The following is a 24,820-nucleotide window of genomic DNA, read 5'->3' as shown; positions in this document are numbered from 1 at the left end:
GCACGCCCATGAACACCGCCACCTCGACACTGCGACGCTCCGGCGCCGTCACCGGCCTGGCCTGGGGCTTCATCGCTTTCTCCGCGCTGGTCTTGGCATTGGTCACCCTGCCGCTGCTGCCCGGCGAGGCACTGGTCGCCTCGCTCGGCGTGGAAGCCGGCAGCGGCGGGCTCACCGGCGGCGTGGCCTGGCTGATCGAGCGCAGCCGCACCGTGGCCGCCCTGCTGATGATAGGGGCCGCCATTACCCTGGCGCTCTCCGTGGCGCTGTTGCAGCGCCGCCGTTGGGCCAGGCCCAGCTTCGTCGGCCTGATGAGCGCCGGCTTCGTCGGCGTGCTGGGCGGCGCCGCGCTGACGCCGCTGACCTTCGGCTTCATGGCCGATGCGGCGGGCAACGTCGCCAGCCCCGAGGATCCGGTGGCGGGCCTGATCGGCGCGCTGGCCCTGCTGATCATGATCGCCACGATGCTGGTGGTGCTGTTCGCCTGGGCGGGCTGGAAGCTGACCACCCCGGCCGTGCGCGCCGAGTTCGAGCGAACCCCCATCGCCGCGGTGGGCTGAGTGACGGCACGCGACGAGATAACTCAGCCGCAGCCACTGCCCAACCCCGGCTGGGGGCCGCTCTCGGCGCTACCCGGCAACCCGCTGATGTGGGTACTGATCCTCAGCGAGATGGTGGTGTTCGCTGCGTTCTTCGGCCTGTTCGCCTGGCTGCGGGCCGGTGAGCGCGAGATCTTCGATGCCTCCCAGCAGCTGCTCGACCCGGTGGCCGGCGGCGTCAACACCCTGGTGCTGCTGACCAGCGGGATGTTCGCCGCCCTGGCGGTGCAGGCCATCACCCAGGGCAAGGTGCGACGCTGCCGCCAATGGCTGGGGGCGGCCTTCGCCCTGGGCGTGGTGTTCTGCGTGGTCAAGCTGGTGGAATACGCCGACAAGCTCGGCCAGGGCCTGATGCCCGAGACCAACACCTTCTTCACCTTCTACTACCTGTTGACCGGTTTCCACTTCGCCCACGTGCTGTTCGGCCTGGGGCTGATCGCCCTGGTGGCGTGGCGCATCTCCCACGACAACGTGGAGACCGCCGCCGCCTTCTGGCACATGGTCGACCTGATCTGGATCCTGCTCTATCCGATCATCTACCTGCTGAGGTGAGCCCATGACCGCCACGTCGAACCCTACTCGCCGGCTGTTGATGACCTGGGCGCTGCTGATGGGCCTGACGCTGGTCACCATGCTCTCCGCCCGGCTCGGCGGCGACGCCCGCCTGGCCGCGCTGCCGCTGTGGTCGGCCGGCCTGCTGCTGGCCACCACCTTCTTCAAGGCGCACCGGGTGCTGATGGTCTACCTGGGCCTGGCCGACGCCTCACCCGCCTGGCGCGGCGCTTTCGTCGGGCTGGTGCTGGCGACCCTGATGCTGGTGGGGTCGGGCTATCTCTTCGCCCAACTGTCCTAGGCTCTATTAAGGGCCTCAACGAAACGGCGCCGCTATCCTCGATAGCGGCGCCGTTTGCTGTGAGCTGCGGCTCAATAGGAGGGCGGCGGCGGGTCTTATTCCAGCCCTATGCCTGCCCAATCGGCCAGCCGCCGGCCCAGGCGGATGAGGCCATAGACCGCGAAGGGGGCAACGAACATCATCAGGATGCCCCAGTCCTGGGTGTTGATCACCCAGGCCAACGGGGTGATCACGGCGAAGGCGGCCAGCAGGCCGAGGCACAGGGCAATGGCGGGACGGTACGAAGTCATGGCACGGCCTCCCTAGTTTCCGATGATTTGGCGATAGATACCTGGCAGCGCCAGGGACAGGTGCTCCGGCCGGTTGACGATAGCGTAGCTGCCGCGGCCGAACAGGTGCGACACGTACTGGTGCGCCTCGCTGTCGATGGTCACACCGAATACCCGTACCTCGTGCTGGCGCGCCTCGAGTACCGCCCGGCGGGTGTCCTCGATGCCGTAGCGGCCCTCGTAGTAGTCGGTGTCGTTGGGCTTGCCGTCGGTGAGCAGCAGCAGCAGCCGATGCCGGTTGGGGCGTTCGGAGAGCTCCTTGGTAACGTGGCGGATCGCCGGCCCCATGCGGGTGTAGTGGCCGGGCTTGAGCGCCGAGACACGCCTGGCTACCCGCTCGCTCATGGGCTCGTCGAAGGCCTTCAAGGTGTTGACCCACACCTTCTGGCGCCGGTGTGAGGTGAAGCAGTGAATGCTGTAGTCGTCGCCGCAGCCGGCCAGGCCATGGCCCAGCACCAGCAGCGCCTCCTTGGCCACGTCGAGTACGCGACGGTCCTCGAGCCAGGCATCGGTGGAGAGCGAGACGTCGACCAGGATGGACACGGCCAGGTCGCGGGCCTGCTGGCGGGTGGCCTGGTAGAGCCGGTCGCTGGACTCGCCGGTGGCGGCCAGGTCGCAGCGCGAGCGGATCACCGCATCCATGTCGAGCTCGCTGCCGTCGTACTGTCCGCGCAGGGTCTCGCGGCGTGGGCGCAGCGCCTCGAACTCGCGGCGCACCCGGCGGATACGCCGCTGGGTAGCGGCATCGGGCTGCCACTGCTCGCCCTCCTCGCTCGCAAGCTCGGTGTGCACCAGGCAGTGGTCGGGCAGGTAGCTCTGCTTGCGGTAGTTCCACTCGGGGTAGGTATGCTTGCCGCGCAGCCGCTCGCCCAGCGCCTCGTCCGGCGGCAGGTCGAGGTCGACCTTGATGCGCGTCGCCGCCCGCTGCTTGTGCGGGCTGAGGATGATCTCCTCCATCTGCTCGGCGGCGCGCTTGGCTTCTTCGTCCTCGTTGTCCTCGACCAGACGGTTGAGGTTCACCATCTCGGTCCAGGAGAGCATCTTCTCGAAGCGATTGGCGACCAGCGGGTCGTCGCGCTCGGTCTGGTCCTGCTGCTTGCGCTCGGCCTTGCGCTTGCCGTCGCTGACGGTCTGAGCGCTGTTGGTCTCGCCTTCTTCCGGCTCCTCCTGGCTCTCGTCGCGGCCCGCGCCGGTACCCAGGGTGACTACCTGGCCCCACAGCGGCACCGGCAGCGGCGGGCGGTAGCCGCGCGGCGCATGGATCCCTTCCAGCGAGAGTGACGGGTCAAGCACCGCGCGATGCATCGCCGCGGCCCAGCCTTCCAGCGCCTGCTCCTCGCCGAGCAGTGCGCGCAGGGTCTGCTCCAGCGCCAGCTCCATCGGCGGCAGACGGTTACGGGCCGGACGCACCACCAGCAGCGCCAGGCTCAGCCGGCGATAGCGCTCGGCCAGGCCGGGGAAGCGTTCGAGCGCCGCGTCGCGGGCGCGCACCGCCTCGCGCAGGCGGGCCAGATCGTCGCGCAGCGGGTCCCGCTGCGGAATGGGCTTGCGCGCCACCGCCAGGTAGGCCACCAGCCAGAAATAGAGATCGCGGTTCAGCTCGGCATCGGGAAACAGGTCGATACGCGGCGGCAGCAGCAGGTTCTCTTCGTCGCGCCGGGCCTGGTCGATGGCCTCATCGTCGAAGCCCAGCTTCTGGCGCAGCGACAGCCGATGCTGCGAGCTGCGCGCAATGATGGCCGATACTTCCACGCCCGCCTCGCCGCCGCTGGCGCGGAAGAACACGCCGAGCACGTGGCGCATCTGCTCCATGGAGACGGCCGCTTCCGGGTAGCGCTGGTAGCTGGCCGCGCTGGAGGCCCAGCGATGCCAGTGGCGACCGACGAACTCTTCGAGTTCAAGAAACTGCATGACCGATCTCCTGATCAGGGAAGGCGGTGTAGGACATCCTCTTCGGCCTGCCCCCTACGCCCCTCGCTGTAGAGTGCTTCAACCAAAGGTGGCGCGAATCGACTCGATCAGGCCTTCCTGCACGTCCAAGTCGTCCGAAAGCGGTTCGACCAGGGTCGCACGGGTGGCCTCGAGGATCGGCATGCCGGCCTTGATCAGGGTGGCGCAGTAGACCAGCAGGCGGGTGGAAACACCCTCTTCCAGGTCCTGCCCCTTGAGTTCGCGCAGGCGCCCGGCCAGGTTGACCAGCGCAGCGCAGCGCTCGTGCGACAGGCCGCTCTCGCGGGCGACGATATCGCACTCCACCTTGGGCGGCGGGAAGTCGAACGACATCGCCACGAAGCGCTGGCGGGTACTCGGCTTGAGCGACTTGAGAATGTGCTGATAGCCGGGGTTGTAGGAGACCACCAGCATGAAGTCGTCCGGCGCCTCGAGCAGCTCGCCGGTACGCTCCAGCGGCAGCATACGACGGTCATCGGTGAGGGGGTGCAGCACCACGGTGACGTCCTTGCGCGCCTCCACCACCTCATCGAGGTAGCAGATACCGCCCTCGCGCACGGCGCGGGTCAGCGGACCGTCGACCCAGCGGGTCTCGCCGCCCTGCAGCAGGTAGCGCCCGGTGAGGTCGGCGGCGGTCAGGTCATCGTGGCAGGAAACGGTGAACAGCGGACGGCCCAGCTTGGCCGCCATATGGCTGACGAAACGGGTCTTGCCGCAGCCGGTCGGCCCCTTGAGCAGCATCGGCAGACGCTGCCGGTACGCCTGCTCGAACAGCGCGCACTCGTTGCCGACCGGTTCGTAATAGGGCAGGTCCCGCGTGAAGGCGGAAGCGGCTTTGGTGGCGGTAGCGGTATGAGACATGGCGAAACTCCAGGGGTGAAGAGGACGGGGCGGCATGCCGCCCCGTCACTGGCTCACTCGGCGGCGACGATGGAGGGCTGCTTGACGTGTGCAGACACCTGCTGGCGCGCCGGTCCGAAGACCGCGTAGAAGAACATGGCGGCGGCAATGGCCACGAAGATGCCGGTGCCGAAGCGCATCACGTAGAACAGGTCGAGCTGCGCCTGTACCTGCATGAAGTTCATACCCAGCACCCGCTGCAGGTGAGTCTGGACGACACCGGCGAAGGTCAGGGTGAAGGTCATGAACCACATGGCCGAGGTCATGATCCAGAACGCCCACATGTTGAGCACCTGGTTATAGGGCTGCACGCGACGCATCTGCGGCATGGCGTAGGTGATGATGCCCAGCAGCAGCATCACGTAGGCACCGTAGAAGGCCAGGTGGCCGTGGGCCGCAGTGATCTGGGTACCGTGGGTGTAGTAGTTGATCCACGACAGGGTGTGCATGAAGCCCCACACGCCGGCGCCGAAGAAGGCTACGGCAGCACAGCCCAGGGTCCACAGCATGGCCGCCTTGTTGGGGTGGTTACGGCTGCCCTTCCAGAACATGTAGAAGGCGAACACCACCATGGCGAAGAACGGGATCACCTCCAGCGTGGAGAAGATGCTGCCGATCGGCTGCCAGTAGCCGGGGGTACCGATCCAGTAGTAGTGGTGGCCGGTGCCCAGCAGGCCGGAGAACAGCGCCAGGCCGACGATCACGTAGAGCCACTTCTCGATGATCTCGCGGTCCACACCGGTCATCTTGATCAGCAGGTAGCCGAGCAGCGAGGCCATGATCAGCTCCCACACGCCTTCGACCCAGATGTGCACGATCCACCACCACCACAGCTTGTCCAGCGCCAGGTTGTCAGGGTTGTAGAAGGCGAACAGCCAGAACACCGCGGCCAGCCACAGGCCCAGCATCAGCACCATGTTGATGGCGGTCTTGCGGCCCTTGAGCATGGTCAGGCTGGTGTTGAACAGGAACATCAGGAACGAGATCGTGATCAACAGCTTCGACCACAGCGGCTGTTCGAGGTAGTGGCGCCCCTCGTGGATGCCGAACTGGTAGCTGATCAGCGCGCCGGCGCCGGCGATGGCGAACAGCAGCAGTTGGAAGTAGGCCAGCTTGGGGCTGTAGATCTCGTTCTCGGCCTCTTCCGGCATCAGGTAGTAGGTGCTACCCATGAAGCCGATCAGGAGCCACACGATCAACAGGTTGGTATGACTGGTACGGGAGATGTTGAAGGGCATCGCCTCGGACAGGAAGTGCGGCCACACGTAGGCCGCCGCCGCTGCAAGTCCAAAGATTATCTGCAGCGCGAACAGCGCCATGGCCAGCATGAAGAAGGGCAGGGCCACCTTCTGCGTTTCGTATTTCATCGTTCGACTCCTTGGTGCCTGGAATGCGGATCAGCCGGCCGGGTGCGGCGGCCAGCCCTGGGTGTTGATGGAATCGGTCCATTCCAGGAAATCGATCAGGGCCGCCATTTCTTCGTCGTTGATGTCGTGCGCGGGCATCTGGCGACGGCCGGGGGCGCCGGTGGGCTGGGCATTCATCCACGCCTTGAGCGCCATGCGCGCACCTTCGGGATTGCTGTGGCCACCGAAGCGAGTCCAGACGTTGCCGATCTCGGGTGCGAAGTAGGAGCCTTCTCCGAGGATGGTGTGGCAGTTGATGCAGTTGTGCTCTTCCCACACGTGCTTGCCCAGGCGTACGGAGTCCGACATGGGCTGGGTCGAGGTATTGACGATGTAGAAATGGCTGTGAGCCGTCAGCGCGGCAAACAGCAGGAAGAAGAACAGCGAGCCGCCGTAGAAGATGTTACGGGCCGCCGCCTTGGTGAGGCCTTCGGTCATGGGCCTTTCCCCCTCGCTAGTGACACTTAAGGGACCTGCGACCGAAGTCGGCGAGCCCCACCCCTTAAACAAGCATTTGTAATGCATCTTAAGAGTAACGCCACAGGGAAGATGCATCATTGATCTTCGTCAAATCGGCGGTAAAGAACGGCAGGAGCGGCGAGAATAGGGCGTTTTCAAGCTTGCGACCGGATGTCGCACGGCGGGCCAGGCCAGGGTGCACAGGTAGGGTGAAAAAACGGACGAGCGGGATGAGGGCTAGGCGCACGGCGCACAGAACCGAGCGAAGCGACAAACATCCGACGGATGGCTCCGAAGGAGCGAGAAACCGGAGGTTTCAAGTCAGCCGGAGCCTATGGGGTATAGGTGAGGATCCGACGGTCCGACGCTCGGCACCGTGCAACAACGCCCTTCGCCCGCGCAGTCGTTTATCTCCGGGCGTCGGTGATGTCCTCGATCCAGGTCAATGCCGCCACCCCGGCCGGCAGCCCCAGGGTGGGTATCGCCAGCATGGCCACCTGCTTCAAGGCCTCGGGCTCGATGCCTTCGTCCATGGCCCGGCGCATGTGCGAATGGACGGCGCCTTCGGAGCCGCCGCCCACGGCCAGCGCCAACTTGACCAGGCGCCGGGTGCGCTCGTCCAGCGGGCCGGCTTCGGCACACGCCTTGCCCAGCGAGGCGAAGGCGCGCCACACCTCAGGATAGTCATCGGCGACCTTGCCGGCACCGGAGGGAAGATCGTGTTTGGCCATGCGGTTTTCCTCGTCTTGTCGTGAATGTCTCGGCAGGCTTCAGTATAGAAGCCTGGGCTGACGCGGAAAGCCGCACGTCAAAGCGGCAGGAAGAACAGCGGATCCTTGGTCATGGCCGTGCCCATGATGTAGAAGAAGACCACGATGGCGGTAAGCGCCGCCAGGCCGCGGGACATGGGCGTTCGCCCGCGCTTGATCGCCACGGTTCCCAGCACGATGTAGCCGATCAGGCCCAGCAGCTTGGCGGCAAGCCATGGATGATGCTGCGGCCACATGGATAGCATCGTCATCAGCGTGACGCCCAGTACCAGCAGCAGGGTGTCGTTGACGTGTGGCAGGATCCGCACCCAGCGCCGCTGCAGCAGCGAAACCTCGCGCACCGACCACCAGGCTCGCACGATGAAGAAGGTAATGCTCAGCACCGCCGTGGTCATGTGCAGGTGCTTGATCAGCGCATAGTGTTCGATCATCGACTTGCTCCGTCTATCCTTCTTGCCCGTCCACACGGGCACTCAATAGCGGCAGCGTATAGTGAAACAGGAAGATGAGATAGGCGATACACCAGAAGATGATGCTCAGGTTGTAGGTCCAGTGGGTGATCTGCGGGAACATGGCGAGAATCGGCGCGCGCAGCAGGGCGGCGGCGAACATCAAGCCCAGACCCACGCCGATACCCGGCAGGGTGCGGATCGCCCGGCCGGTATGACCCAGCGAGACCCGCGCCATCATTGCCAGCATCATGGCGCCGATACCGCCGATGGCCATGGCGTGCACGGCCAGTTCTACGCGGAAGGCACCGAACAGCGCCAGTGCCCACATCGTCAGGCCGAGCGGGACGAAGGCGTAGCTGAGATGAAGCCCCCACAGCAGCGGCTCACGTAGGGTGAGATGGCCTTCCCAACGCGCCAGGCGCACGAGGCTGGCTATCGCCGCAATCAACATCGCTGAGGCTTGCAACGCAGCGGGCACCGCCACGCCAAGCAGCAGCGCCAGTTGCAGCAGTACCACCGCCAGCACCGAGCCCAGGGTCAGCTTTTCCAGCAACGGAATCGGTTCCGGCTGTGGCCGCCCCAGCTTGCGCGAGGTGAAGAACGGAATCACCCGACCGCCCAGCAGCACCATCAGCACGGCGATCAGCAGCACGGCGAGGTAGGCGCCTTCACGGATCAGCGCCAGCTTGCCCTGGGCCACGCCCAGGTGCATGGCCAGGTTGGCACCGGCCAGCAGCAGCAGGACCGGCACGAACATCAGGTTGCGCCACAGCTTCGCTGCCAGCACCAGGCGCGCCATGACCAGCGCGGCCAGCGGCAGGAAGGCCAGGTCAAGGGTGATCAGCAACCCGGCCGGCAGCCCCATGGGAAACGCCAGCGTGACTCGTGCCGCCAGCCACAGCGCCACCAGTCCGAGCAGCGGCGCGCCGCTCACGCTTTTCCGTCCCGTCCAGTTCTGCACCGCGGTGAGCAGGAAGCCGACCACCACGGCGGCACCGAAGCCGAAGATCATCTCGTGCTGGTGCCACCACATCAGCCCGCCGTGGGGCCGCAGCAGGATATCGCCGTGCCAGAACGCGAACCACACCACCATCGCCAGCACGCTGAACAGCGATGCCAACAGGAAGAAGGGGCGAAACGCCAACCGCGCCAAGGGAAGTCGCGGCTGGCGGGGAGCGGGAGAAGCGTTGTTCATGGCGGCATACCCGACTTGAATACTTGGATAAATCCATTATGCGGGCTCACGCCGGGCGGCTTCATGACGCGTATCAAGAATGCTTCTTTTTATACACCGCGCAGCCAATGATCTTCAGTGGCTGGTCCCTTCTTCATATTGCGTCTTGTTCCACACGTTATATTTTCCCGAAGGCTTTCGCATCGGCATCCGCCCCAGCTCTTCCAGGGTGTTGGCGTCGAGCCACAGCAGGTAGCCGTCGTTGTCCCAGATGCTCAGCAGCAGGGTCTCGCCGCGTCGGTCGAACTCCACGTGGGCGGCGGTCTTGCCCGGCTCGGGAATCAGCGTCTCGACGATCTCCAGGCTCTGCTTGTCGATCACGTGGATACGGTCGTGGTTGGGGCCGAAGAAGACGTCCACCCAGGCGTAGGGCGAGTTCTCGTGGCTGCGCATGAAGAAGCCGGGGCCGTCGGTCTCGATCTGGGTGACCAGCGACCAGTCGGTCATGTCGAACACCGAGACCTGGCCCTTGTCGATGTGCGGTATCGCCATGACGCGGCGCCCGTCCAGTTCCCATGTGATGCCGGCGCCCAGGTGCGGCATGCCCTCCAGCGGCAGGTCGGCGACCTTGACCTCCTCGTCCATGTCGAACACTTGCCCGCCCTTGCCGCCGCGGGCGGCGCCGACCAGGTAGCGGTACTCCATGTCGAAGAAGAAGTCGTCGAGGTAGTCCGGCGCCTCCATGCGGTGCAGGGCGAAGTCGCCGACCAGCGCCTCGTCGCCCGCGGCTCGCTCCTCGGGCCAGCGGATCTCCCACACCTCGGGAATGTCGCGCAGGGCGGCGACGAAGCTGTTGCGCGGCGGCGCGGTGTAGACGGCGCTGACCCGCGAGGTCTCGCCGTTGAGGCCTTCCACCGGAATGGAAGCGATCAGTTCGAGGTTGCGCGCGTCCAGCAGCACCAGGGTGTGGGGCAGGTAGTTGCCGGCCAGCACGTAGTTGCCGTCGGCCGATACCGCGATGTTGCGCATGTTGATGCCGGCGCGCACCTCGGCGGTGACCTCGAGGTTGTAGATGTCGTACTTGGTCACCCAGCCGTCGCGGGAGCCGAAGTAGACGTAGCGGCCGTCGGGCGAGTACTTGGGCCCGCCGTGCAGCGCATAGCGGCTGGGGAAGCGGGCGATGCGCTCGAACTCGTCGCCGTCGAGCAGGCTGACGTGGTGATCGCCGATCTCCACCACCAGGAACAGGTTCTTGAGGTCCTCGACCTCGAACACCGGCTCGTCGGGCAGCGTGCCGTAGTAGTGATTGACGATGTGGCTGGCCAGGATGTCCGCATCGGTCCAGCTCGGCTCGATCTCCGGGCGTTCATAGATCCATTCGGCCAGGGCGGCGATCTCCGCCTCGCCGAGCAGCGCGCCGTAGCCCGGCATCTGGGTGGCCGGGCGTCCCTCGCGGATCACCCCGACGGCCTCGGCTGGTTTGAGGCGTGAGAGATTGTCGGGCAGCAGCGCAGGGCCGATGCCGCCCAGACGGCTGACACCGTGGCACACCGAACAGTGCTGGTTGTAGAGCATGTGGGGGTCGGGGCCGTCGGCCAGCGTCGGCACGCCGGGAAGAGCCAGGACGAATAGCGCGCCGAGCAGCAGCTTGGTGGTTTTCACAGCGCCGCCCTCCCCATGGCCAAGGGTGGATCGATATCGGCATCGCTGCGGGCCAGCCGCGTCATGCCCGGGGCGAGGGTCGCGGCCAGGCTCACCACCTCGCCCACCACGATCAGGGTCGGCGGCTTGAGCGCCTCGCGCTCGATCACCTCCACCAGGTCGCCCAGGGTGGCAAACACGTTGCGCTGCTCGGTCGTGGTGCCACGCTCCACCAGGGCCACGGGATGATCCGCCGGCAGGCCGTGGCGCTGCAGTTCGCGGCTGATCAGCGCGGCATTGGTCAGGCCCATGTAGAACACCGCGGTATGGTGGGGCACCGCCAGGGCGGCCCAGTCCAGCGTCAGCTCGCCGTCGGCCTTGGCATGGCCGGTGACGAAGGTCACGCTCTGGGCGTGGTCGCGATGGGTGAGCGGGAAGCCCGCATAGGTGGAGCAGCCCGACGCCGAGGTGATGCCCGGCACCACGCGAAAGCCGATGCCGCACTCGACCAGGTACTCGGCCTCCTCGCCACCGCGACCGAAGATGTAGGGGTCGCCTCCCTTGAGGCGCAGCACGCGCTGGCCTTCTCGGGCCAGCTTGACCAGCAGGGCGTTGGTTTCCTCCTGGGGCAGCGAATGGTGGCTCGAGGCCTTGCCCACGTAGTACTGCTTCGCCTCGGGGCGGGCCAGCGACAGTATTTCCTGGGACACCAGCCGGTCGAAGACCAGGCAGTCGGCCTGCTGCAGCAGCGACAGGGCACGCAGGGTCAGCAGGCCAGGGTCGCCGGGGCCGGCGCCGACGATGGCGACCTCGCCGGGGGCCAGCGGTGCCTCGTCGAGAGCGAAGCCCAGGTGTCGCGAATGTCGCTGAAGTGTCATGGTCGGCCTCTCCCCGAAGCGTCAACGGTCATTTTTTTCGTTTCTGTGGGCTACAGCTCGATGGCCTGGATGGCATCGTAGGCTGCCGCCACGCGGCGCTGCCGGCCGTGTTCGACGCCGATCTCCTCGTTGCTGAGGTAGCAGCCGGGATCCTCTTCCCAGGGATCTCCCGTCACCTTCCACGCCCTCACCCGGGTATTGCCGTTGCAGATCGCCAAGTAGCGGCAGTCGCCGCAGCGCCCCTTGAGCGGGCGCGGGCGCTGGCGGAACCCCTGCATCAGTTCATCCTGGCTGTCGCGCCAGATCTCGGAGAACGGGCGCCGACGCACGTTGCCGATATCGTGGTCCCACCAGAAGGTGTCCGGGTGTACCGTGCCCAGGTTGTCGATGTTGGCGATGTACTCGCCCGAGGCGTTGCCGCCCCAGTCGGTCAGGCGCCGTTCCAGCGCCTCGGCCTGGTCGGGAAAGTGCTCGCGTGCCCACATCAGCAGGAAGGGACCGTCGGCGTCGTTGTTACCGGTGACGTATTCGCGCTCCACGCCGCGCTCGAGCTCGGCCCGGCAGTGGTCGAACAGCCGGGTCATGGCATCGCGGGTCATCTGGTACCAGGCGTCCTGCTTGCGGTGGCGGTGGCCGCGTCCGCCGTAGTTGAGGTGCGAGAGGTAGAACTTGTCGACGTCGTGCTCGTCGATCAGCGCCAGGATGTCATCGAGCTGCTCGTAGTTCTGCTGGGTCAGGGTGAAGCGCAGTCCCACCTTGATGCCGTGCTGCTTGCACAGCTTGACGGCGTGCATCGACTCGCGAAACGCCCCCTGGCGACGGCGGAACTCGTCATGGGTGGCCTCGAGCCCGTCGATGCTGATGCCCACGTAGTCGTAGCCGCACTCGGCGATGCGCGCGATGTTGCTCTCGTCGATCAGGGTGCCGTTGGTGGAGAGCCCGGTGTAGATGCCAAGCTCCCTGGCCCGCTGCGATATCTCGAAGATGTCCGGACGCATCAGCGGCTCGCCGCCGGAGAGGATCAGCGCCGGCACCCGGAAGCGCTTGAGGTCGTCGAGAACGGTGAAGACCTCCTCGGTCGTGAGTTCGCCCTGGAAGTCGATGTCCGCCGACACCGTGTAGCAGTGCTTGCAGGTCAGGTTGCAGCGGCGGATCAGGTTCCAGATCACCACCGGGCCGGGGGGCTTGCGGGGCGGCCCTATCGTTTCATGACCTGGGGGCGTGGGTTCGAGCAGCGACTTGACGTAGCGGGTGACGCGGAACATAGGAGACCTCCTCTGGCGCGAGCGAACCTCAGCGCGGCGGACCGGGCCGGCGAGCGAGCCGCAGGCCGGTCTTCTTGAGAATGCGGGAGCTGTACAGGATGCGGTGATCGCGGCAGGCGTCGCCGAGCAGCTCGTGCAGCGCTTCGGCCTGGCGTTCGACCTCGGCCTTGCTGCGCCCGTGTAGCATGACAAACAGGTTGTAGGGCCACTCGGGCAGGTGGCGTGGGCGTCGGTAGCAGTGGCTCACGCCAGGTATCTCGGCCACCTCCCGACCCAGGCGCTCGATATGGGTGTCATCGACGTCCCATACGCTCATGCCGTTGGCCACGTAGCCCAGGCGGTAGTGGTTGGGTACCGCGGCGATACGGCGGATCACGCCGCTGTCGATCATGCGCCGCATGCGTGCGCGCACCTCGTTTCCGGCGAGGCCAAGCGGTTTGCCCACCGCGCTCCAGGGGTCTGGCACCAGCGGCAGGCCGGCCTGGGTGGCCAGCACGATGTCGCGGTCGAGCGCATCCAGGCCATCCACGACGCCAGCAGCGGGCGCCGATTCAGGCGGGCAGGTGGAGACGGACATGGAATTCCTCCTGCTTGGGCATGTTGAATACCGTGAGGCCAGTGGCGGCCTCGATCGCCACGATTACCTCGCCGATGCGCTCGGGGGTCTCGGTAGCCAGCACGAACCACATGTTGAGCCGGTGTTCCCGGCGGTAGTTATGGGCCACTTCGGCAAAGGCGTTGACCGCTTCAGTCACACGCTCGAAGTCGGCTTCCGGCACCTCGAGGGCCGCCAGGGTCAGCCCGCCGCCCAAGCGTTCGGCGTGGTACATGGGGCCGAAGCGGCTCAGTACGCCGGCTTCCAGCAGCCGCTCGAGGCGATAGAGCAGCTCCCCTTCGGAGAGCGAAAGCTCGGCTGCCACGGCGGCATAAGGCGACTCGACCAGCGGCAGACCGTCCTGCAGGCGGTTGATGATGCGCCGATCGGCGCCGTCCAGTTCGGCCGGCTCGGGCCGCTGGGCACGTGTAACGCTCATGGCTGCTCCTCGCGGGTATAGCGGCCGCCGCACTGCTTGTAGGCTTTCACGCTGAACAGCACGCGGTGGGGGACATCCTGCAATCCCTGGCGTTCGACGATCTCCTCGAGCCCCCCCAGCACGCGGTCGCGCCGGGTGCCGTGGATCATGCAGAACAAGTTGTAGGGCCAGTCGGGCAGGCGGCGCGGGCGGCGATAGCAGAGCGTCACGGCAGGCTCCGCGGCGAGCCGCCGCCCCACCTCGGCCACGGTGAGGTCGGGCAGGTCCCACACCACCATGGCGTTGGCCCGGATGCCCAGGGCATGATGCCTGACCACCAGCCCCATGCGCTTGATCAGGCCTTCGCGCTGCCAGCGCTCGACCCAGGCCAGCACTTCGGCTTCGCTCATGCCGCACTGTTCGGCCAGCGTCCGCCATGGGCGCTCGGTCAGGGGCAGGCCACGCTCGAGCAGCGCCCGGAGCCGCCGGTGAGACGTGCCCCCAGTGGGCATGGAAGTCGACGACAGGCTGCTCATGGCGCCTCCAGCTCGGCCCAGGGAATGGGGAAGCCGAGGTCGATGTGGAACCCCTCGACCATCGGCAGGCGCAGCAGCGGAAGCCCCAGCTCTTCTTCCAACGCTTCCAGGCGCGCCTCGAGCTCGATCTCGTCGGCTGCCGCCATCACGAACCACAGGTTGAAGTCGTGTTCTCTTGCGTAGTTGTGGTTGACGCCAGGCGAACGGCTGATCGCCGCGGCCACCTCGTCGCGCTCGGCCTCGGGCACCGCCACCGCGGCCAGCAGGCTGGCACCCGCACGGGCATGGTCGAACACCGGTCCCACCCGGCTGAGCACTTCGCGCTGCTGCAGGGCCTGGAGGCGCGCGATCACCTGCGTCTCGCTCGTCCCGAGGCGCTCGGCCATGGCGGCAAAGGGACGCTCACAAAGCGGCAAATCACGCTGGTAGGCATCGATGAGGCGGCGGTCGAGTGGGTCGAGTACAGCCATGAGCAGTTACCGGGCAGGCCGATGGAAACATGAATCTTAAGCGGTATCTTACATGCCACATCAGCCCCGCAAGCCGCCATCGGACATGCCGTTGACGCAAGTCAAAAGAGTCGAGCGACTTGCAGAGAGCTTGATGACGGTCAAGGCGGCACCTTGCCCAGGGCGGGACACTCCAGCGACGGTCCGCTCTGCGCGCCCACCGCTGCTGCACGAGGTCTCCATGAAATTGTCCGCCCTGGTTTCGCTGCTCGTCGTTGCCCTGGCCCTGCCGGCGCTGGCTTCAGACGAAGCGCTCGGCCCCGAACGCCAGGCCGAACTGGAAACCCTGCTTTACCAGGACTGCGGCTCGTGCCACGGCATGACCCTGCGCGGCGGGTTGGGGCCGGCGCTGCCCCGCGACCGCATGCAAGGCTTCAGCGTCGACGCGCTCGCGCACATCATCCAGCACGGTATTCCCGGCAGCGCCATGCCGGGCTGGAAGGCGCTGCTCAGTGAGGAGGAGGCGCGCTGGCTGGCCGACCACCTGCGTACCGACAACCGCCTGGAATCGCTGCAACGCGACTGATTTTTTGGAGATCGCCATGCCCATTTCGTCCCCGCTGAGAAGCCTGCTCGCCGCTGGCGCCCTGGTGCTTCTGAGCACTGGCCAGGCCATGGCCGAGACACCCGCCCGGAATGGTGAACTGCGCGGCACCGGGGACCTCGGCGTAGTCATCGAGCGTGCTACCGGCAGCGTGGCGCTGGTCGACACCACCCACAGGACGGTATTGCGCCATATCGAAGGCTTCGGCGACCTTTCCCACGCTTCGGTGAAGTTCACCCGCGACGCGCGTCACGCCTTCGTCTTCGGTCGCGATGGCGGCCTGACCAAGCTGAACCTGCTCACCGGCGAGATCGCCGGGCGCATCATCCAGGGCGGCAACAGTATCGGCGGCGCCATCTCCCAGGACGGCCGCTTCGTGGCGGTGGGCAACTACGAGCCGGGCGGGGTGAAGGTGTTCGATGTCGAGACCATGGAGCTGGTGGTCGACGTGCCGGCCACCTACGAACGCCCCGACGGCAGCAGCGCCCAGGCCAAGGTAGTGGGCGTCGTGGACGTACCGGGCAACCTCTTCGTCTTCAGCCTGTTCGAGGCCGGCGAGATCTGGACCCTGGACATGTCCACCGAACCGCCTGCGCTGACCAAGCATCGCGACGTGGGCAGCATGCCCTACGATGCCCTGATCACACCCAACGGGCGCTACTACATCGCCGGACTGTTCGGCGAAGATGGCATGGCCCTGCTCGACCTGTGGTATCCCGAGAACGGCGTGCAGCGCATCCTGCCCGGCTACGGCCAGGGGGAGGAGCGCCTGCCGGTCTACAAGATGCCGCACCTGGAGGGCTGGGCCATGGCCGGCAACCGCGCTTTCTTCCCCGCCGTGGGTCGCAACGAGGTGCTGGTGGCCGATACCGTCGACTGGTCGTTGCGCGAACGCATCGAAGTGCATGGCCAGCCGATCTTCGTCATGAGCCGCCCCGACGAGCGCCAGGTGTGGGTCACCTTCGCCCATCCCAACAACGACAGGGTTCAGGTCATCGATACCCAGACGCTGGAAGTGATCCGGACCCTCGAGCCCGGCGAGTCGATCCTGCACAAGGAGTTCACTCCCCGCGGCGAGCACATCTGGATCTCGGCGCGCGACAGCAACCAGGTGGTGGTCTACGACACTCGCACCTTCGAGGAGCTGGCACGCCTGCCCGCCGAGTCGCCCAGCGGGATTTTCTTCACGAACAGAGCGCATCGCATCGGGTTGTAGAAAGGGACTCTTGACAGGCTCTCGTCTCGCCGCTAAACCAAGGAAAACAATAATGTTTTCCCTGACGCGAGAGCCTCTTGATGGATATCAATCATATCCTGCAACTGCCCTTCACCCGTGAGGGCGGCTGGCAGCAGCTGCGCCGCGAGCGCCCCTCTCTCAACGCCCTGATCCTGCGCGTGGTGCTGCCGCTGTCGCTGCTGCCGCCGGTGATGCTGCACTACGCCATCCATCGGCATGGCGACGCCCTGCTGCCGGGCCTCGCCGAGCGCCCCTGGACCATCATCGCCCCGGCGCTGTTCACCGCCGAGCTGCTCACCTTCCTGGTGATGGGCTGGCTGATCCACGGCGTGGCGGGCGCCCACCGCCTGCGGCTGAGCCATCGCGACGCCTACTTCCTCGCCGCCATGGCGCCGCTGCCGCTATGGCTCTCCTCGCTGACGCTGTTCGTTCCCGACATGGTCTTCATCGTCTGTGGCGTGTTGCTGGCGATGATGCTGTCGTGCGGGCTGGTCTACCACGGCCTGCAGGCGCTCGCCGAGCGCGAAGAAGACGACATCATGGTCATGTCCGCCACCTACACGGTGATGGCGTTTGGCCTGATGGCGTGGGGCGTCCTTCTGGCGCTGGTGTGGGCGCTGTAGGCTCCAACCGAAAGGACCTGCGCTCGGCCAACCCAAGAACACCGCGACTAAGCGCCTCTGGAGGGTGAGGATTTAAAGATGTATATTGCATGCACATTTCAAACCTCCCCTCGACGAAGGAGATACGCATGCTCACCCAGCAGCAGGAGCAGCTCATCGAATCCACTGCCCCAGTGGTCGCAGAACACCTTGGCGCCATCACTCAGCGCTTCTACCCGCTGATGTTCGCCCGCTATCCCGAGGTGAAACCGCTATTCAACGACGCCCACCAGGCCGACGGCGGCCAGCCAAGGGCGTTGGCCGGCGCCGTGCTGGCCTATGTCCAGCTTCGCCAAAACCGCGAGAAGGTGCGCGAGGTCCTGGCCACGGTGGTCAGCAAGCACGTTTCGCTGGACATCCGCCCCGAGCACTACCCCATTGTCGGCGAGTGCCTGATGGCCGCCATCGGCGAGGTGCTAGGCGACGCCGTGACACCCAAGATCGCCGACGCCTGGAGCACGCTGTATGAAGAGCTCGCCGGACTGCTGATCGAGCTGGAGGATCATCGCTACCTGGAGTTCGAGCGTCGCCCCGGCGGCTGGCGCGGTCCCCGCGAGTTCCGCATCGCCGACATTCGTCAGGAAAGCACGGTGATCCGCTCCTTCGTACTGGCCCCCGTCGACGGCGGTCCGGTTGCCGAGCATGCCCCTGGGCAGTACATCGGCGTCAGGCTCACCATCGACGGCGAGCCGCTCTATCGCCACTACAGCCTGTCGGATGTGCCCAACGGCAAGCACTATCGCATCTCGGTCAAGCGTGAACCCCAGGGCCGAGCCAGCCGCCACCTGCACGACGCCATGGCGGTGGGCGATACCCTGGAGCTGCTGCCCCCCGCCGGCGACCTGACCCTGCAGGACGGTGACGAGCCGCTGCTGCTGGCCTCGGGCGGTGTCGGCCAGACGCCGATGCTGCCTCTGGCTCGCCAGGCACTCGCCCAGGGGCGCCGGGTGGTCTACCTGCACGCCGCCCTGGATGCGCAGCACCACGCCTTCCGCGACGAGATCGCAGCCCTGGCCGAGGCGCATCCGGAACAGCTCAGGACGGTGATGGTTCATGAGCGAGGCGACCAGGCCGACCATATCGGCCGGATTGACCGCGAGCTGCTGGCCCAGCTGCTGCCGGCGAACGCGCGCTGCTATTACGTCGGCCCGCAGGGCTTCATGGGCGCCATCGACAAGGCGCTGGCCGAGCTGGGCGTACCAGTCGAACGCCGCCACTACGAACACTTCGGCCCCTCGCGCCCGCTCGACGCCGCCTGAGCACAAGCGCCAGCGTTGGTACGACGACAGCGCCCCGGCCAGGCCGGGGCGCTGTCGTTCACGGGACCAACCCCAAGCACTCAGTACATGTCGAGACGCGCGATATCGCGGGTCTGAAGGCGCGCCTCGGCGTCCTGCTGCTCGGCGAACCTCCTTCCCATTCGAATGCGGGCTTGGGTCAGGTGCCCCTCGCCAGGAGCATCGCCTTGATATGACCGATGGCACGCATCGGGTTGAGCCCCTTGGGGCAGACCCAGGTGCAGTTGGCAATCTGTCGGCAACGAAACACGCTGAAGGGGTCGTCGAGGTCAGCCAGCCGCTCGTCGGTGGCTGTATCGCGGCTGTCGATGAGGAAGCGGTAGGCCTGAAGCAGTCCGGCCGGGCCGATGTACTTGTCCGGATTCCACCACCAGGAGGGGCAGGCCGAGCTGCAGCAGGCACACAGGATGCACTCGTAGAGGCCGTCGAGCTTCTCGCGATCCTCCGGGCTCTGCCGCCGCTCGGTGGTAGCGGGCGGCTCGTCGTTGATCAGCCAGGGGCGAACCTTCTCGAACTGGCGGAAAAAGAGGCTGTAATCCACCGCCAGATCGCGGATCACCGGCATCCCGGGTAGCGGCCTGATCGTCAAGGTATTCTTCCCGCTCAGCGCCTCGGCGACCGGCGTCACGCAGGCCAGGCCGTTCTTGCCGTTGATGTTCATGCCATCGGAGCCACACACCCCTTCGCGGCAGGAGCGCCGGTATGCCAGGGTGGTATCCTGCTGCTTCAAGTGCTCGAGGACATCCAGCACCATCGCTTTCCGGAAGCTCTCCTCGACCTCCAACGTTTCCATCCGGGGTGCGGCATCCTGCTCGGGGTGGTAGCGGTAGAGCTGTACCTTGATCATTGAGGTCTCCTGTTGCCGGACAAGTCGTATCAGCAGGCCAAATGGAGGCGCTCACATAGCCAACCTTGATCAGCGTAGGCCCGGCAATGACCAGCAGATGCGATGGCATGGCTGGCTTCTAAAGCGGAATGATGGGAGTAACCGCCATGGCGACCTCTCCCATCACTCATAAAATGCACCATCAATACATCTTAAAGGCTAGATTCTCGCGCAGCCTCGTCAAGGGGAGAACTCAATCCGCTGTCTGCCGATGCGGCAGAGCCTCTGTCGGCGGTGCCTCACGTATCCACCCCCAGTCGTCGAACAGCACGTAGAGTGCCGGGATTACCACCAGCACCAGCACGGTGGCGCTGAGCAGGCCGAACACCACCGAGATCACCAGCGGCTTGATGGTGGCCGCCTGGGTGCTGGTTTCCGCCAGCAGCGGCAGCAGCCCCGCGATGGTGGTGGTTGACGAGATGAGGATGGCACGCAGCCGGTCGCGGCTGGCCTGCCCCGCCGCCGCCGCGGCATCCAGGCCGCGCTGGCGATGCGTCTTGATGAACTGGATCAGCAGGATGGCGTTGTTGACCACGATGCCGGCCAGCGACGCCGCCCCGATCAGCGACGGCATGGAAAGGTAGTAGCCCATCAGCACGTGCCCCCAGACCGCGCCGATGAACGCCAGCGGTATCGTCAGCATGACGATCAGTGGCTCCACGTAGCTGCGGAACTGGAACGACAGGATCACGAAGATGCCCAGCAGGCCGATGAGCAGCGCCCGGCCGATGGAGGCGCCGGTTTCCGCGGAGCTGGCCACCTGCCCCTCGAAGGCGACCGTCACGCCGGGATGGCGCGCCTCGAAGTCGTCCAGCCAGCCGCCGCGCAGGTCGTCGACGATGGCCCGGGCGCTGGTGCGGCGCGCGTCGACATTGGCCTCCACCCTCACCGTGCGGCGCCCGTCGATACGCGTGATGCGCGCCCAGTCACGCCGCTCGTGCATGTTCGCCACCACTTCCAGCGGTACCCGTCTGCCGTCGGGCAGGGTGATCGTCAGATCGGCCAGGTCATTCAGATCGTCGCGATCGGCTCGTGCCTGGCGCACCAGGATTTCCACCTCCAGCTCGCCGATGCGCTGAGTATCGGCCACTTCGCCGAGCAGGGCGGCGCGCAGTTGGACGGCCACCTCCTCGGCGCTCAGGCCGAGGCCGTGAGCACCCTCGGCCAGGGTGTAGGCACGCTGCGGCTTGCCCAGGCGCAGGTCGTCGATGACGTTGTAGACGGCGCCGTAGCCCTCCAGATGAGTGGCCAGCTCCGTGGCGGCCGCCTTCAGGGCCTCCAGCTCTTCGCCGGCGAGACGCACCTCGATCGGCACGCCGGCCGGACCGAAGCCCGGCTCCTGGATGATCAGCCGCTCGATGCCCTCGATCTGGCCGATCGCCTCGCGCCACGCCTCGGTCAGCGCATCGAGCGTAATGCGGCGGCGCTCGGCGGTGAGCAGGTCGACCATCACCGTGGCCACGTGCGGGCCGGTTTCCCCTACGCTGGCGTTGTGGTTGAAGCGCACCTGGATCGCCTCCACCAGGGAGGCGCCGTCCGGCTGCTCGGGTGAATAATGGGCGTCCAGCTCGCGCATGGCCGCCTCGACGTGCTCGGCCACGGCCTCGGTGCGGGCCAGCGGCGTGCCCTGGGGCATGAGGATACGCGCCTCCAGCACGTCGCCATCGATATCGGGCATCGCCTCGCTGCCGATATGGCCGCCGGCCATGAAGCCGAGCGAACCCAGCATCACGGCCAATACTGCCCCCAGCACCGCATGACGCCGGCGGATCGCCCCGTCGGCGAGCCTCCCGACCCGCTCGCGAAAGGTGTCGAAGCCGCGCTCGAAGGCCGCCCGGAAACGGGAGTCGTTCCGCTCGTGCAACCGCGACGCGCCGCCCTTGAGACTGCCCTTGAGATGATGCGGCAGGATCCAGAACGCCTCCACCAGGCTGGCCGTCAGCGCCGCGATCAGCACCACCGGCAGGACCTCCAGCACCGCACCCAGTTCGCCGGCCAGGAACGACAGCGGCGCGAAGACCGATACCGTGGTGAGAAAGGAGGAGAACACCCCCGGCAGCACCTGCCGCGTGCCGGTCACCACCGCCTCCAGCGGCGTGGCCGCCTGCATGGCATGAGCGGCGACACTGTCGGTGATGACGATGGCGTCGTCCATGACGATGCCGATGGCCATCAGCAGCGCCACCAGGGTGATCATGTTGAGCGACAGCCCGGTTAGCGCCATCACCGCGAAAGCGCCCATGAAGGCCGCCGGTAGCCCCAGCACCGCCCACAGCGCCAGCCGGGGGCGGAAGAACAGGCTCATCGTCAGCACCACCAGTGCCAATCCCATGATGCCGTTGACGACCAGCATCCTCAGGCGATCGCGCACGATGCCGGTCATGTCCTGGGTCAGGGTGAGCGAGAGCCGGCCGTCGAAGCGCTGTCGCTCAGCTTCCAGCAGGCGCTCCAGGGTACTCTTCACCGTCAGCGCATCGGCACGCAGCGACTTGCTCACCTCCAGTACCAGGGCCGGCTCGCCTTCGAAGCGGATCTTTTCCTCGGGCCGCTCGCCCACTTCACGCAGGGTGGCGATATCGCCCAGGGTCAGCTCGCCACCGGCCGCATCGGACACCACCACCATGCTTGTCAGTTCGCGCAGCGAGCGGCGCTGATCGCTGAAGCGCAGCAGAATATCCTGATCCGATGTTTCCAGGGTACCCAGCGGCAGGTCGAGGTTCTGGCTGGCGATACGGGCAGCGAGCTGGCGCGCCGAGAGGCCGTGCTGCCCCAGCATCTCGCGCGATACCTCCACCTGCCACTGGCGCTGGGACATGCCGTGGATCGTCACGTCCGCCACACCCGGCAGGGCCATCAGACGCTCTTCCAGGCGCAGGGCATAATCCTCGAGCTGGCGCCCCGGCATGTCGGCAGAGACCGCCACCGCGGCCACCAGATCGCTGCGATGCCGTTCACGCACCACCGGCTGCTCGGCGCGCGGCGGCAGGTCGCTGATCGCGTCCACCTCGGTTTTGAGTTCGTTGAGAAAACGGATGGCATCTCCGTCCCGCGTCATGCTCGCCGTGGCGCTGGCCCGGTTGTCCTGGGCGGCGCAGACGAACTCATCAAGAAACTCCACACCCTTGACCGCATCGTGCAAGCGGCGGCAGATGGCGTCCTCGACGTCGGCGGCGCTGGCCCCGCGATAGACCACCTCGATGCTCGCCTCGACTGCACGATAGTCGGGAAGCGTCTCGCGCTTGAGCTGGGGCAAGACGAACAGGCCGGCGGCGATCAGCAGCACCAGCAGCAGGTTGGCCGCCGTGGGGTGGCCGGCGAACCAGCGGATCATGGCCGCTCTCCCGCCGCCTGCGCGATAAGCCGACGCTCGAGCGCTGCATCGCGCTGGGGGGCCAGCGCCATGCCCTGTATCGCACTGGCGAGGTCGGTTACCACCACCCGCTCGCCCGGCGCGAGGCCCGTGGCGATCACCGCCATGCCGCCCTGTTCGAAGCTCACGTCAACGTCGCGGCGTACCAGGCGGTCCTCGTCATCCACCAGGTACAGCTCCCCCTGATGCACCGCGCTCGCCGGCACCACCAGCAACGACTCGCGGCTCGGCGTGGAGAGGCGCACGCGGGTATACATGTCGCGCTGTAGCGGCGGTCGGTCGGGCGGCAGGACATCCCGGTAGGGATCCGCGACACGGACCACCGCTCGCACGGTGCGCGTGGCCGGGTCCAGGCCGCTGGCGACACGCACCAGCCGCCCCGTCCAGCCCACGCCCTCGGCGCCGACCAGCGCGACCTCGGCCTGGATATTCGCCAATTCCAGTCGCTCGCTCAGCTCCAGTGCGCTGCGGGGCGGCTCGTCGGGCACCACGCCAGCCAACAAGCGCCGCATCATGGCGAGGGGAATGCGCGCCTCCACCTCGGCCGCCGCCAGGCTGTCGGCTTGGAAGAGCCGCTGAGCGACGTTCACGAACTGGTGACGCTCCACCTCGACCTCGGCCAGGCGCAGGTCGTAGGGTGCCACGAAGCGGGTGTCCTCGAGGTCGCGCCGGGCCTGGGCCAGACGCACGGCAGCACGCTCGCGCTGGGCGGCGAGAACGTCGCGCCGCGCGGGTAGCAGCGCCAGGGTATTCTCCAGCGACGCCGCCGCCTGGCGTTGAGCCAGCGTGCTGCGACGCTGCTCGTCGCGCTGCGAGGTGGAGACCGACCCGCTCTCGGCCAGCCGCTCGATGCGGGTCAGCTCGCTCTCGGCAAGGCTCAGCCGCTCTCGCTCCAACGCCAGCAAGCGGCGGGCGTTGTCCGCCTCGGTCTCCAGTTGATCGACTTCTGCCGTCAGGCTGGCCAGCTCCGCCTCGGCCTCGGCGATGGCCAGTTCGTAGCGACTCGGGTCGAGTGCCAGCAGCAGGGTGCCCTCGGCCAGCAGGGTACCGCTCTCCAGGCCGGGATGACGCTCCACGACCCGCCCACTCACGTTGGCTATCGCCTGCCAGGTCTCGGCCGGACGCGCCACGCCGTGTCCGCGGGCCTCGAGGCGAAACGCCAGCGGGCGCGCTTCGATGAACGCCACGCTCGTCGGTGTGACTGACGCCTCGCTACGCTCGGGGGCCTGGCGGTTGGCCACGAAGAGCACCAGCAGGGCCGCGCCCACGGCCACGCCGGCGAACACCACTAGCGCGCGCCCCAGGCGCCGGGTTGGGCGAGTCATTGGTGCACCTCGCCAGCGGCGTGGATGCCATGACAGTAAAGCTCGAATGCCCCCGGGGCCTGCTGGGCGACATGGTTCATGTTGCCGATCATCAACGACTGCATGACCAGCCCCTGGATGGTGCCGATGAACTGCGTGGCTGCCGCCTCGATGTTCAGACCCTGGCGCAGTTCACCGGCGGCCTGGGCCTGGCTCAGCAGCAGCTCGACCCGTTCGCGGTAACGGAACAGGAGTGAGCGGACCAGGCGCCGGGCCGGGGTCGGCCGGGCATGCTGCAACTGCCCCATCATCAACCGAGGCACGCCGGGGTGATCGACGATGAAGGCGATATGGGCATGAAACATCGCCTCCAGCGCGGCGAGGGGGCCGTCGGCCTCGGCGGCCGCAGCGTCCAGTCGCTGCATCACCCGCTCGCCCACCCAGCCGATCACGGCCTCCCAGACGGCGTCCTTGCTGGGGAAATGACGAAACAGCGCGCCCTGGGTGACCCCCATGTGCTTGGCGATATCGCCCGTGGTGATCGTCGCCGGATCGTCGCCCGCGCTCAGCTCGATGACCGCCTTGACGGTGAGTTCACGCCGCGCTTCGGCGGTGAGATTGCGCTTGGTCGACATCAGCGACTCCAAAAGATAGTAATCGATTACTATCTTATGCCGCACTTGCTCGTACCGCCAGCACTAACCCACCTCGCCATGACCCTCATCAAAAGACGCCTCTCCTTAGTCGACTAGCATGGTCGGGTTTACCCAGACTGCGAGGAGAGC

The 24,820-nt window shown here is 66.6% G+C and carries 26 protein-coding genes; 7 read left to right on the top strand and 19 right to left on the bottom strand.

What is annotated here, in order from left to right; all coding sequences use genetic code 11:
* Positions 1 to 8: 8 nt before the first annotated feature.
* Genes ACUY1T_RS10230 through ACUY1T_RS10220 form a run of 3 tightly spaced genes read left to right on the top strand, consistent with a single transcriptional unit; the run spans position 9 to position 1,452 of the window.
* Positions 9 to 560, top strand: coding sequence for a hypothetical protein (locus ACUY1T_RS10230; protein ID WP_446022423.1), 552 nt, complete (start codon positions 9 to 11; stop codon positions 558 to 560).
* Positions 561 to 1,151 (top strand): cytochrome c oxidase subunit 3 family protein, encoded by a 591-nt coding sequence (locus ACUY1T_RS10225; RefSeq protein WP_446022421.1) that lies wholly within the window; start codon positions 561 to 563, stop codon positions 1,149 to 1,151.
* Between the two features lie 4 nt (positions 1,152 to 1,155).
* Positions 1,156 to 1,452, top strand: a complete 297-nt coding sequence (locus tag ACUY1T_RS10220; RefSeq protein WP_446022419.1) for a cytochrome C oxidase subunit IV family protein — start codon at positions 1,156 to 1,158, stop codon at positions 1,450 to 1,452.
* 95 nt (positions 1,453 to 1,547) lie between these two features.
* Here the strand turns inward: ACUY1T_RS10220 and ACUY1T_RS10215 are convergent, their stop codons facing one another.
* The 15 genes from ACUY1T_RS10215 to ACUY1T_RS10145 form a co-directional block, all read right to left on the bottom strand.
* A complete protein-coding gene (locus ACUY1T_RS10215; protein WP_446022417.1) occupies positions 1,548 to 1,742 on the bottom strand; it encodes a hypothetical protein in 195 nt (64 codons plus the stop codon).
* Between the two features lie 12 nt (positions 1,743 to 1,754).
* Positions 1,755 to 3,692 (bottom strand): VWA domain-containing protein, encoded by a 1,938-nt coding sequence (locus ACUY1T_RS10210; RefSeq protein ID WP_446022416.1) that lies wholly within the window; start codon positions 3,690 to 3,692, stop codon positions 1,755 to 1,757.
* A gap of 78 nt (positions 3,693 to 3,770) precedes the next feature.
* A complete protein-coding gene (locus ACUY1T_RS10205) occupies positions 3,771 to 4,592 on the bottom strand; it encodes an AAA family ATPase (protein WP_446022414.1) in 822 nt (273 codons plus the stop codon).
* Between the two features lie 53 nt (positions 4,593 to 4,645).
* The gene (locus tag ACUY1T_RS10200; RefSeq protein ID WP_446022412.1) at positions 4,646 to 5,998 is read right to left on the bottom strand and encodes a cbb3-type cytochrome c oxidase subunit I; all 1,353 of its coding nucleotides are present in this window, start codon (positions 5,996 to 5,998) and stop codon (positions 4,646 to 4,648) included.
* Positions 5,999 to 6,028: 30 nt separating this feature from the next.
* A complete protein-coding gene (locus ACUY1T_RS10195) occupies positions 6,029 to 6,475 on the bottom strand; it encodes a c-type cytochrome (RefSeq protein ID WP_446022410.1) in 447 nt (148 codons plus the stop codon).
* A gap of 428 nt (positions 6,476 to 6,903) precedes the next feature.
* Positions 6,904 to 7,227 carry a carboxymuconolactone decarboxylase family protein gene (locus ACUY1T_RS10190; RefSeq protein ID WP_446022408.1) on the bottom strand — a complete coding sequence of 108 codons (324 nt, stop codon included), beginning with the start codon at positions 7,225 to 7,227 and terminating at the stop codon, positions 6,904 to 6,906.
* Between the two features lie 77 nt (positions 7,228 to 7,304).
* Entirely contained in the window at positions 7,305 to 7,697 is a 393-nt protein-coding gene (locus ACUY1T_RS10185) for a SirB2 family protein (RefSeq protein ID WP_446022406.1), read from the bottom strand.
* A 13-nt stretch (positions 7,698 to 7,710) separates the two neighbouring features.
* On the bottom strand, positions 7,711 to 8,913 hold the full coding sequence (locus ACUY1T_RS10180; protein WP_446022405.1) for an NnrS family protein: 1,203 nt from the start codon (positions 8,911 to 8,913) through the stop codon (positions 7,711 to 7,713).
* Positions 8,914 to 9,027: 114 nt separating this feature from the next.
* A complete protein-coding gene (locus ACUY1T_RS10175; protein ID WP_446022403.1) occupies positions 9,028 to 10,554 on the bottom strand; it encodes a cytochrome D1 domain-containing protein in 1,527 nt (508 codons plus the stop codon).
* Positions 10,551 to 11,411 carry a uroporphyrinogen-III C-methyltransferase gene (gene cobA, locus ACUY1T_RS10170; RefSeq protein ID WP_446022401.1) on the bottom strand — a complete coding sequence of 287 codons (861 nt, stop codon included), beginning with the start codon at positions 11,409 to 11,411 and terminating at the stop codon, positions 10,551 to 10,553. Before cobA ends, ACUY1T_RS10175 begins: the two co-directional genes overlap by 4 nt.
* Before the next feature lie 50 nt (positions 11,412 to 11,461).
* The gene (gene nirJ, locus ACUY1T_RS10165; RefSeq protein ID WP_446022400.1) at positions 11,462 to 12,676 is read right to left on the bottom strand and encodes a heme d1 biosynthesis radical SAM protein NirJ; all 1,215 of its coding nucleotides are present in this window, start codon (positions 12,674 to 12,676) and stop codon (positions 11,462 to 11,464) included.
* A gap of 28 nt (positions 12,677 to 12,704) precedes the next feature.
* Positions 12,705 to 13,253: a siroheme decarboxylase subunit beta gene (gene ahbB / locus ACUY1T_RS10160; RefSeq protein ID WP_446022398.1), complete on the bottom strand. Its 549-nt coding sequence runs from the start codon at positions 13,251 to 13,253 to the stop codon at positions 12,705 to 12,707.
* Complete coding sequence (locus ACUY1T_RS10155; RefSeq protein ID WP_446022397.1) at positions 13,228 to 13,710, bottom strand: Lrp/AsnC family transcriptional regulator; 483 nt, start codon at positions 13,708 to 13,710, stop codon at positions 13,228 to 13,230. Before ACUY1T_RS10155 ends, ahbB (ACUY1T_RS10160) begins: the two co-directional genes overlap by 26 nt.
* Positions 13,707 to 14,225, bottom strand: a complete 519-nt coding sequence (ahbB, locus tag ACUY1T_RS10150; RefSeq protein WP_446022395.1) for a siroheme decarboxylase subunit beta — start codon at positions 14,223 to 14,225, stop codon at positions 13,707 to 13,709. The genes ACUY1T_RS10155 and ahbB (ACUY1T_RS10150) overlap by 4 nt, the downstream gene beginning before the upstream one ends.
* A complete protein-coding gene (locus tag ACUY1T_RS10145) occupies positions 14,222 to 14,695 on the bottom strand; it encodes an AsnC family transcriptional regulator (RefSeq protein WP_446022393.1) in 474 nt (157 codons plus the stop codon). The genes ahbB (ACUY1T_RS10150) and ACUY1T_RS10145 overlap by 4 nt, the downstream gene beginning before the upstream one ends.
* 220 nt (positions 14,696 to 14,915) lie before the next feature.
* On the opposite strand from ACUY1T_RS10145, the gene ACUY1T_RS10140 reads away from it, so the two are divergent.
* The 4 genes from ACUY1T_RS10140 (at position 14,916) to hmpA (ending at position 18,436) form a co-directional block, all read left to right on the top strand.
* A complete protein-coding gene (locus ACUY1T_RS10140) occupies positions 14,916 to 15,260 on the top strand; it encodes a c-type cytochrome (protein WP_446022391.1) in 345 nt (114 codons plus the stop codon).
* 16 nt (positions 15,261 to 15,276) lie between these two features.
* Positions 15,277 to 16,494, top strand: coding sequence for a cytochrome D1 domain-containing protein (locus ACUY1T_RS10135; protein ID WP_446022389.1), 1,218 nt, complete (start codon positions 15,277 to 15,279; stop codon positions 16,492 to 16,494).
* An 80-nt stretch (positions 16,495 to 16,574) separates the two neighbouring features.
* On the top strand, positions 16,575 to 17,138 hold the full coding sequence (locus ACUY1T_RS10130) for a YIP1 family protein (RefSeq protein ID WP_446022387.1): 564 nt from the start codon (positions 16,575 to 16,577) through the stop codon (positions 17,136 to 17,138).
* A gap of 128 nt (positions 17,139 to 17,266) precedes the next feature.
* Entirely contained in the window at positions 17,267 to 18,436 is a 1,170-nt protein-coding gene (hmpA, locus tag ACUY1T_RS10125; RefSeq protein ID WP_446022385.1) for an NO-inducible flavohemoprotein, read from the top strand.
* Positions 18,437 to 18,614: 178 nt separating this feature from the next.
* On the opposite strand, the gene ACUY1T_RS10120 is transcribed toward hmpA, so the two are convergent.
* The 4 genes from ACUY1T_RS10120 to ACUY1T_RS10105 all read right to left on the bottom strand — a co-directional run bounded on the left by ACUY1T_RS10120 (position 18,615) and on the right by ACUY1T_RS10105 (position 24,670).
* Complete coding sequence (locus tag ACUY1T_RS10120) at positions 18,615 to 19,319, bottom strand: succinate dehydrogenase iron-sulfur subunit (protein ID WP_446022449.1); 705 nt, start codon at positions 19,317 to 19,319, stop codon at positions 18,615 to 18,617.
* 235 nt (positions 19,320 to 19,554) lie between these two features.
* On the bottom strand, positions 19,555 to 22,692 hold the full coding sequence (locus ACUY1T_RS10115; protein ID WP_446022383.1) for an efflux RND transporter permease subunit: 3,138 nt from the start codon (positions 22,690 to 22,692) through the stop codon (positions 19,555 to 19,557).
* The gene (locus ACUY1T_RS10110) at positions 22,689 to 24,056 is read right to left on the bottom strand and encodes an efflux RND transporter periplasmic adaptor subunit (protein ID WP_446022381.1); all 1,368 of its coding nucleotides are present in this window, start codon (positions 24,054 to 24,056) and stop codon (positions 22,689 to 22,691) included. The genes ACUY1T_RS10115 and ACUY1T_RS10110 overlap by 4 nt, the downstream gene beginning before the upstream one ends.
* A complete protein-coding gene (locus ACUY1T_RS10105) occupies positions 24,053 to 24,670 on the bottom strand; it encodes a TetR/AcrR family transcriptional regulator (protein ID WP_263582063.1) in 618 nt (205 codons plus the stop codon). Before ACUY1T_RS10105 ends, ACUY1T_RS10110 begins: the two co-directional genes overlap by 4 nt.
* Positions 24,671 to 24,820: the final 150 nt, after the last annotated feature.

The sequence above is a fragment of the Billgrantia sp. Q4P2 genome, assembly GCF_052806135.1.
This window is presented reverse-complemented; position numbering and strand designations above follow the sequence as displayed.

Coding starts and splice junctions, on each gene's coding strand:
- ACUY1T_RS10230 (WP_446022423.1), top strand. CDS start 9: ATGAACACCGCCACCTCGACACTGCGACGCTCCGGCGCCGTCACCGGC.
- ACUY1T_RS10220 (WP_446022419.1), top strand. CDS start 1,156: ATGACCGCCACGTCGAACCCTACTCGCCGGCTGTTGATGACCTGGGCG.
- ACUY1T_RS10215 (WP_446022417.1), bottom strand. CDS start 1,742: ATGACTTCGTACCGTCCCGCCATTGCCCTGTGCCTCGGCCTGCTGGCC.
- ACUY1T_RS10210 (WP_446022416.1), bottom strand. CDS start 3,692: ATGCAGTTTCTTGAACTCGAAGAGTTCGTCGGTCGCCACTGGCATCGC.
- ACUY1T_RS10205 (WP_446022414.1), bottom strand. CDS start 4,592: ATGTCTCATACCGCTACCGCCACCAAAGCCGCTTCCGCCTTCACGCGG.
- ACUY1T_RS10200 (WP_446022412.1), bottom strand. CDS start 5,998: ATGAAATACGAAACGCAGAAGGTGGCCCTGCCCTTCTTCATGCTGGCC.
- ACUY1T_RS10195 (WP_446022410.1), bottom strand. CDS start 6,475: ATGACCGAAGGCCTCACCAAGGCGGCGGCCCGTAACATCTTCTACGGC.
- ACUY1T_RS10190 (WP_446022408.1), bottom strand. CDS start 7,227: ATGGCCAAACACGATCTTCCCTCCGGTGCCGGCAAGGTCGCCGATGAC.
- ACUY1T_RS10185 (WP_446022406.1), bottom strand. CDS start 7,697: ATGATCGAACACTATGCGCTGATCAAGCACCTGCACATGACCACGGCG.
- ACUY1T_RS10180 (WP_446022405.1), bottom strand. CDS start 8,913: ATGAACAACGCTTCTCCCGCTCCCCGCCAGCCGCGACTTCCCTTGGCG.
- cobA (WP_446022401.1), bottom strand. CDS start 11,411: ATGACACTTCAGCGACATTCGCGACACCTGGGCTTCGCTCTCGACGAG.
- nirJ (WP_446022400.1), bottom strand. CDS start 12,676: ATGTTCCGCGTCACCCGCTACGTCAAGTCGCTGCTCGAACCCACGCCC.
- ahbB (WP_446022398.1), bottom strand. CDS start 13,253: ATGTCCGTCTCCACCTGCCCGCCTGAATCGGCGCCCGCTGCTGGCGTC.
- ACUY1T_RS10155 (WP_446022397.1), bottom strand. CDS start 13,710: ATGAGCGTTACACGTGCCCAGCGGCCCGAGCCGGCCGAACTGGACGGC.
- ahbB (WP_446022395.1), bottom strand. CDS start 14,225: ATGAGCAGCCTGTCGTCGACTTCCATGCCCACTGGGGGCACGTCTCAC.
- ACUY1T_RS10145 (WP_446022393.1), bottom strand. CDS start 14,695: ATGGCTGTACTCGACCCACTCGACCGCCGCCTCATCGATGCCTACCAG.
- ACUY1T_RS10140 (WP_446022391.1), top strand. CDS start 14,916: ATGAAATTGTCCGCCCTGGTTTCGCTGCTCGTCGTTGCCCTGGCCCTG.
- ACUY1T_RS10135 (WP_446022389.1), top strand. CDS start 15,277: ATGCCCATTTCGTCCCCGCTGAGAAGCCTGCTCGCCGCTGGCGCCCTG.
- ACUY1T_RS10130 (WP_446022387.1), top strand. CDS start 16,575: ATGGATATCAATCATATCCTGCAACTGCCCTTCACCCGTGAGGGCGGC.
- hmpA (WP_446022385.1), top strand. CDS start 17,267: ATGCTCACCCAGCAGCAGGAGCAGCTCATCGAATCCACTGCCCCAGTG.
- ACUY1T_RS10115 (WP_446022383.1), bottom strand. CDS start 22,692: ATGATCCGCTGGTTCGCCGGCCACCCCACGGCGGCCAACCTGCTGCTG.
- ACUY1T_RS10110 (WP_446022381.1), bottom strand. CDS start 24,056: ATGACTCGCCCAACCCGGCGCCTGGGGCGCGCGCTAGTGGTGTTCGCC.
- ACUY1T_RS10105 (WP_263582063.1), bottom strand. CDS start 24,670: ATGTCGACCAAGCGCAATCTCACCGCCGAAGCGCGGCGTGAACTCACC.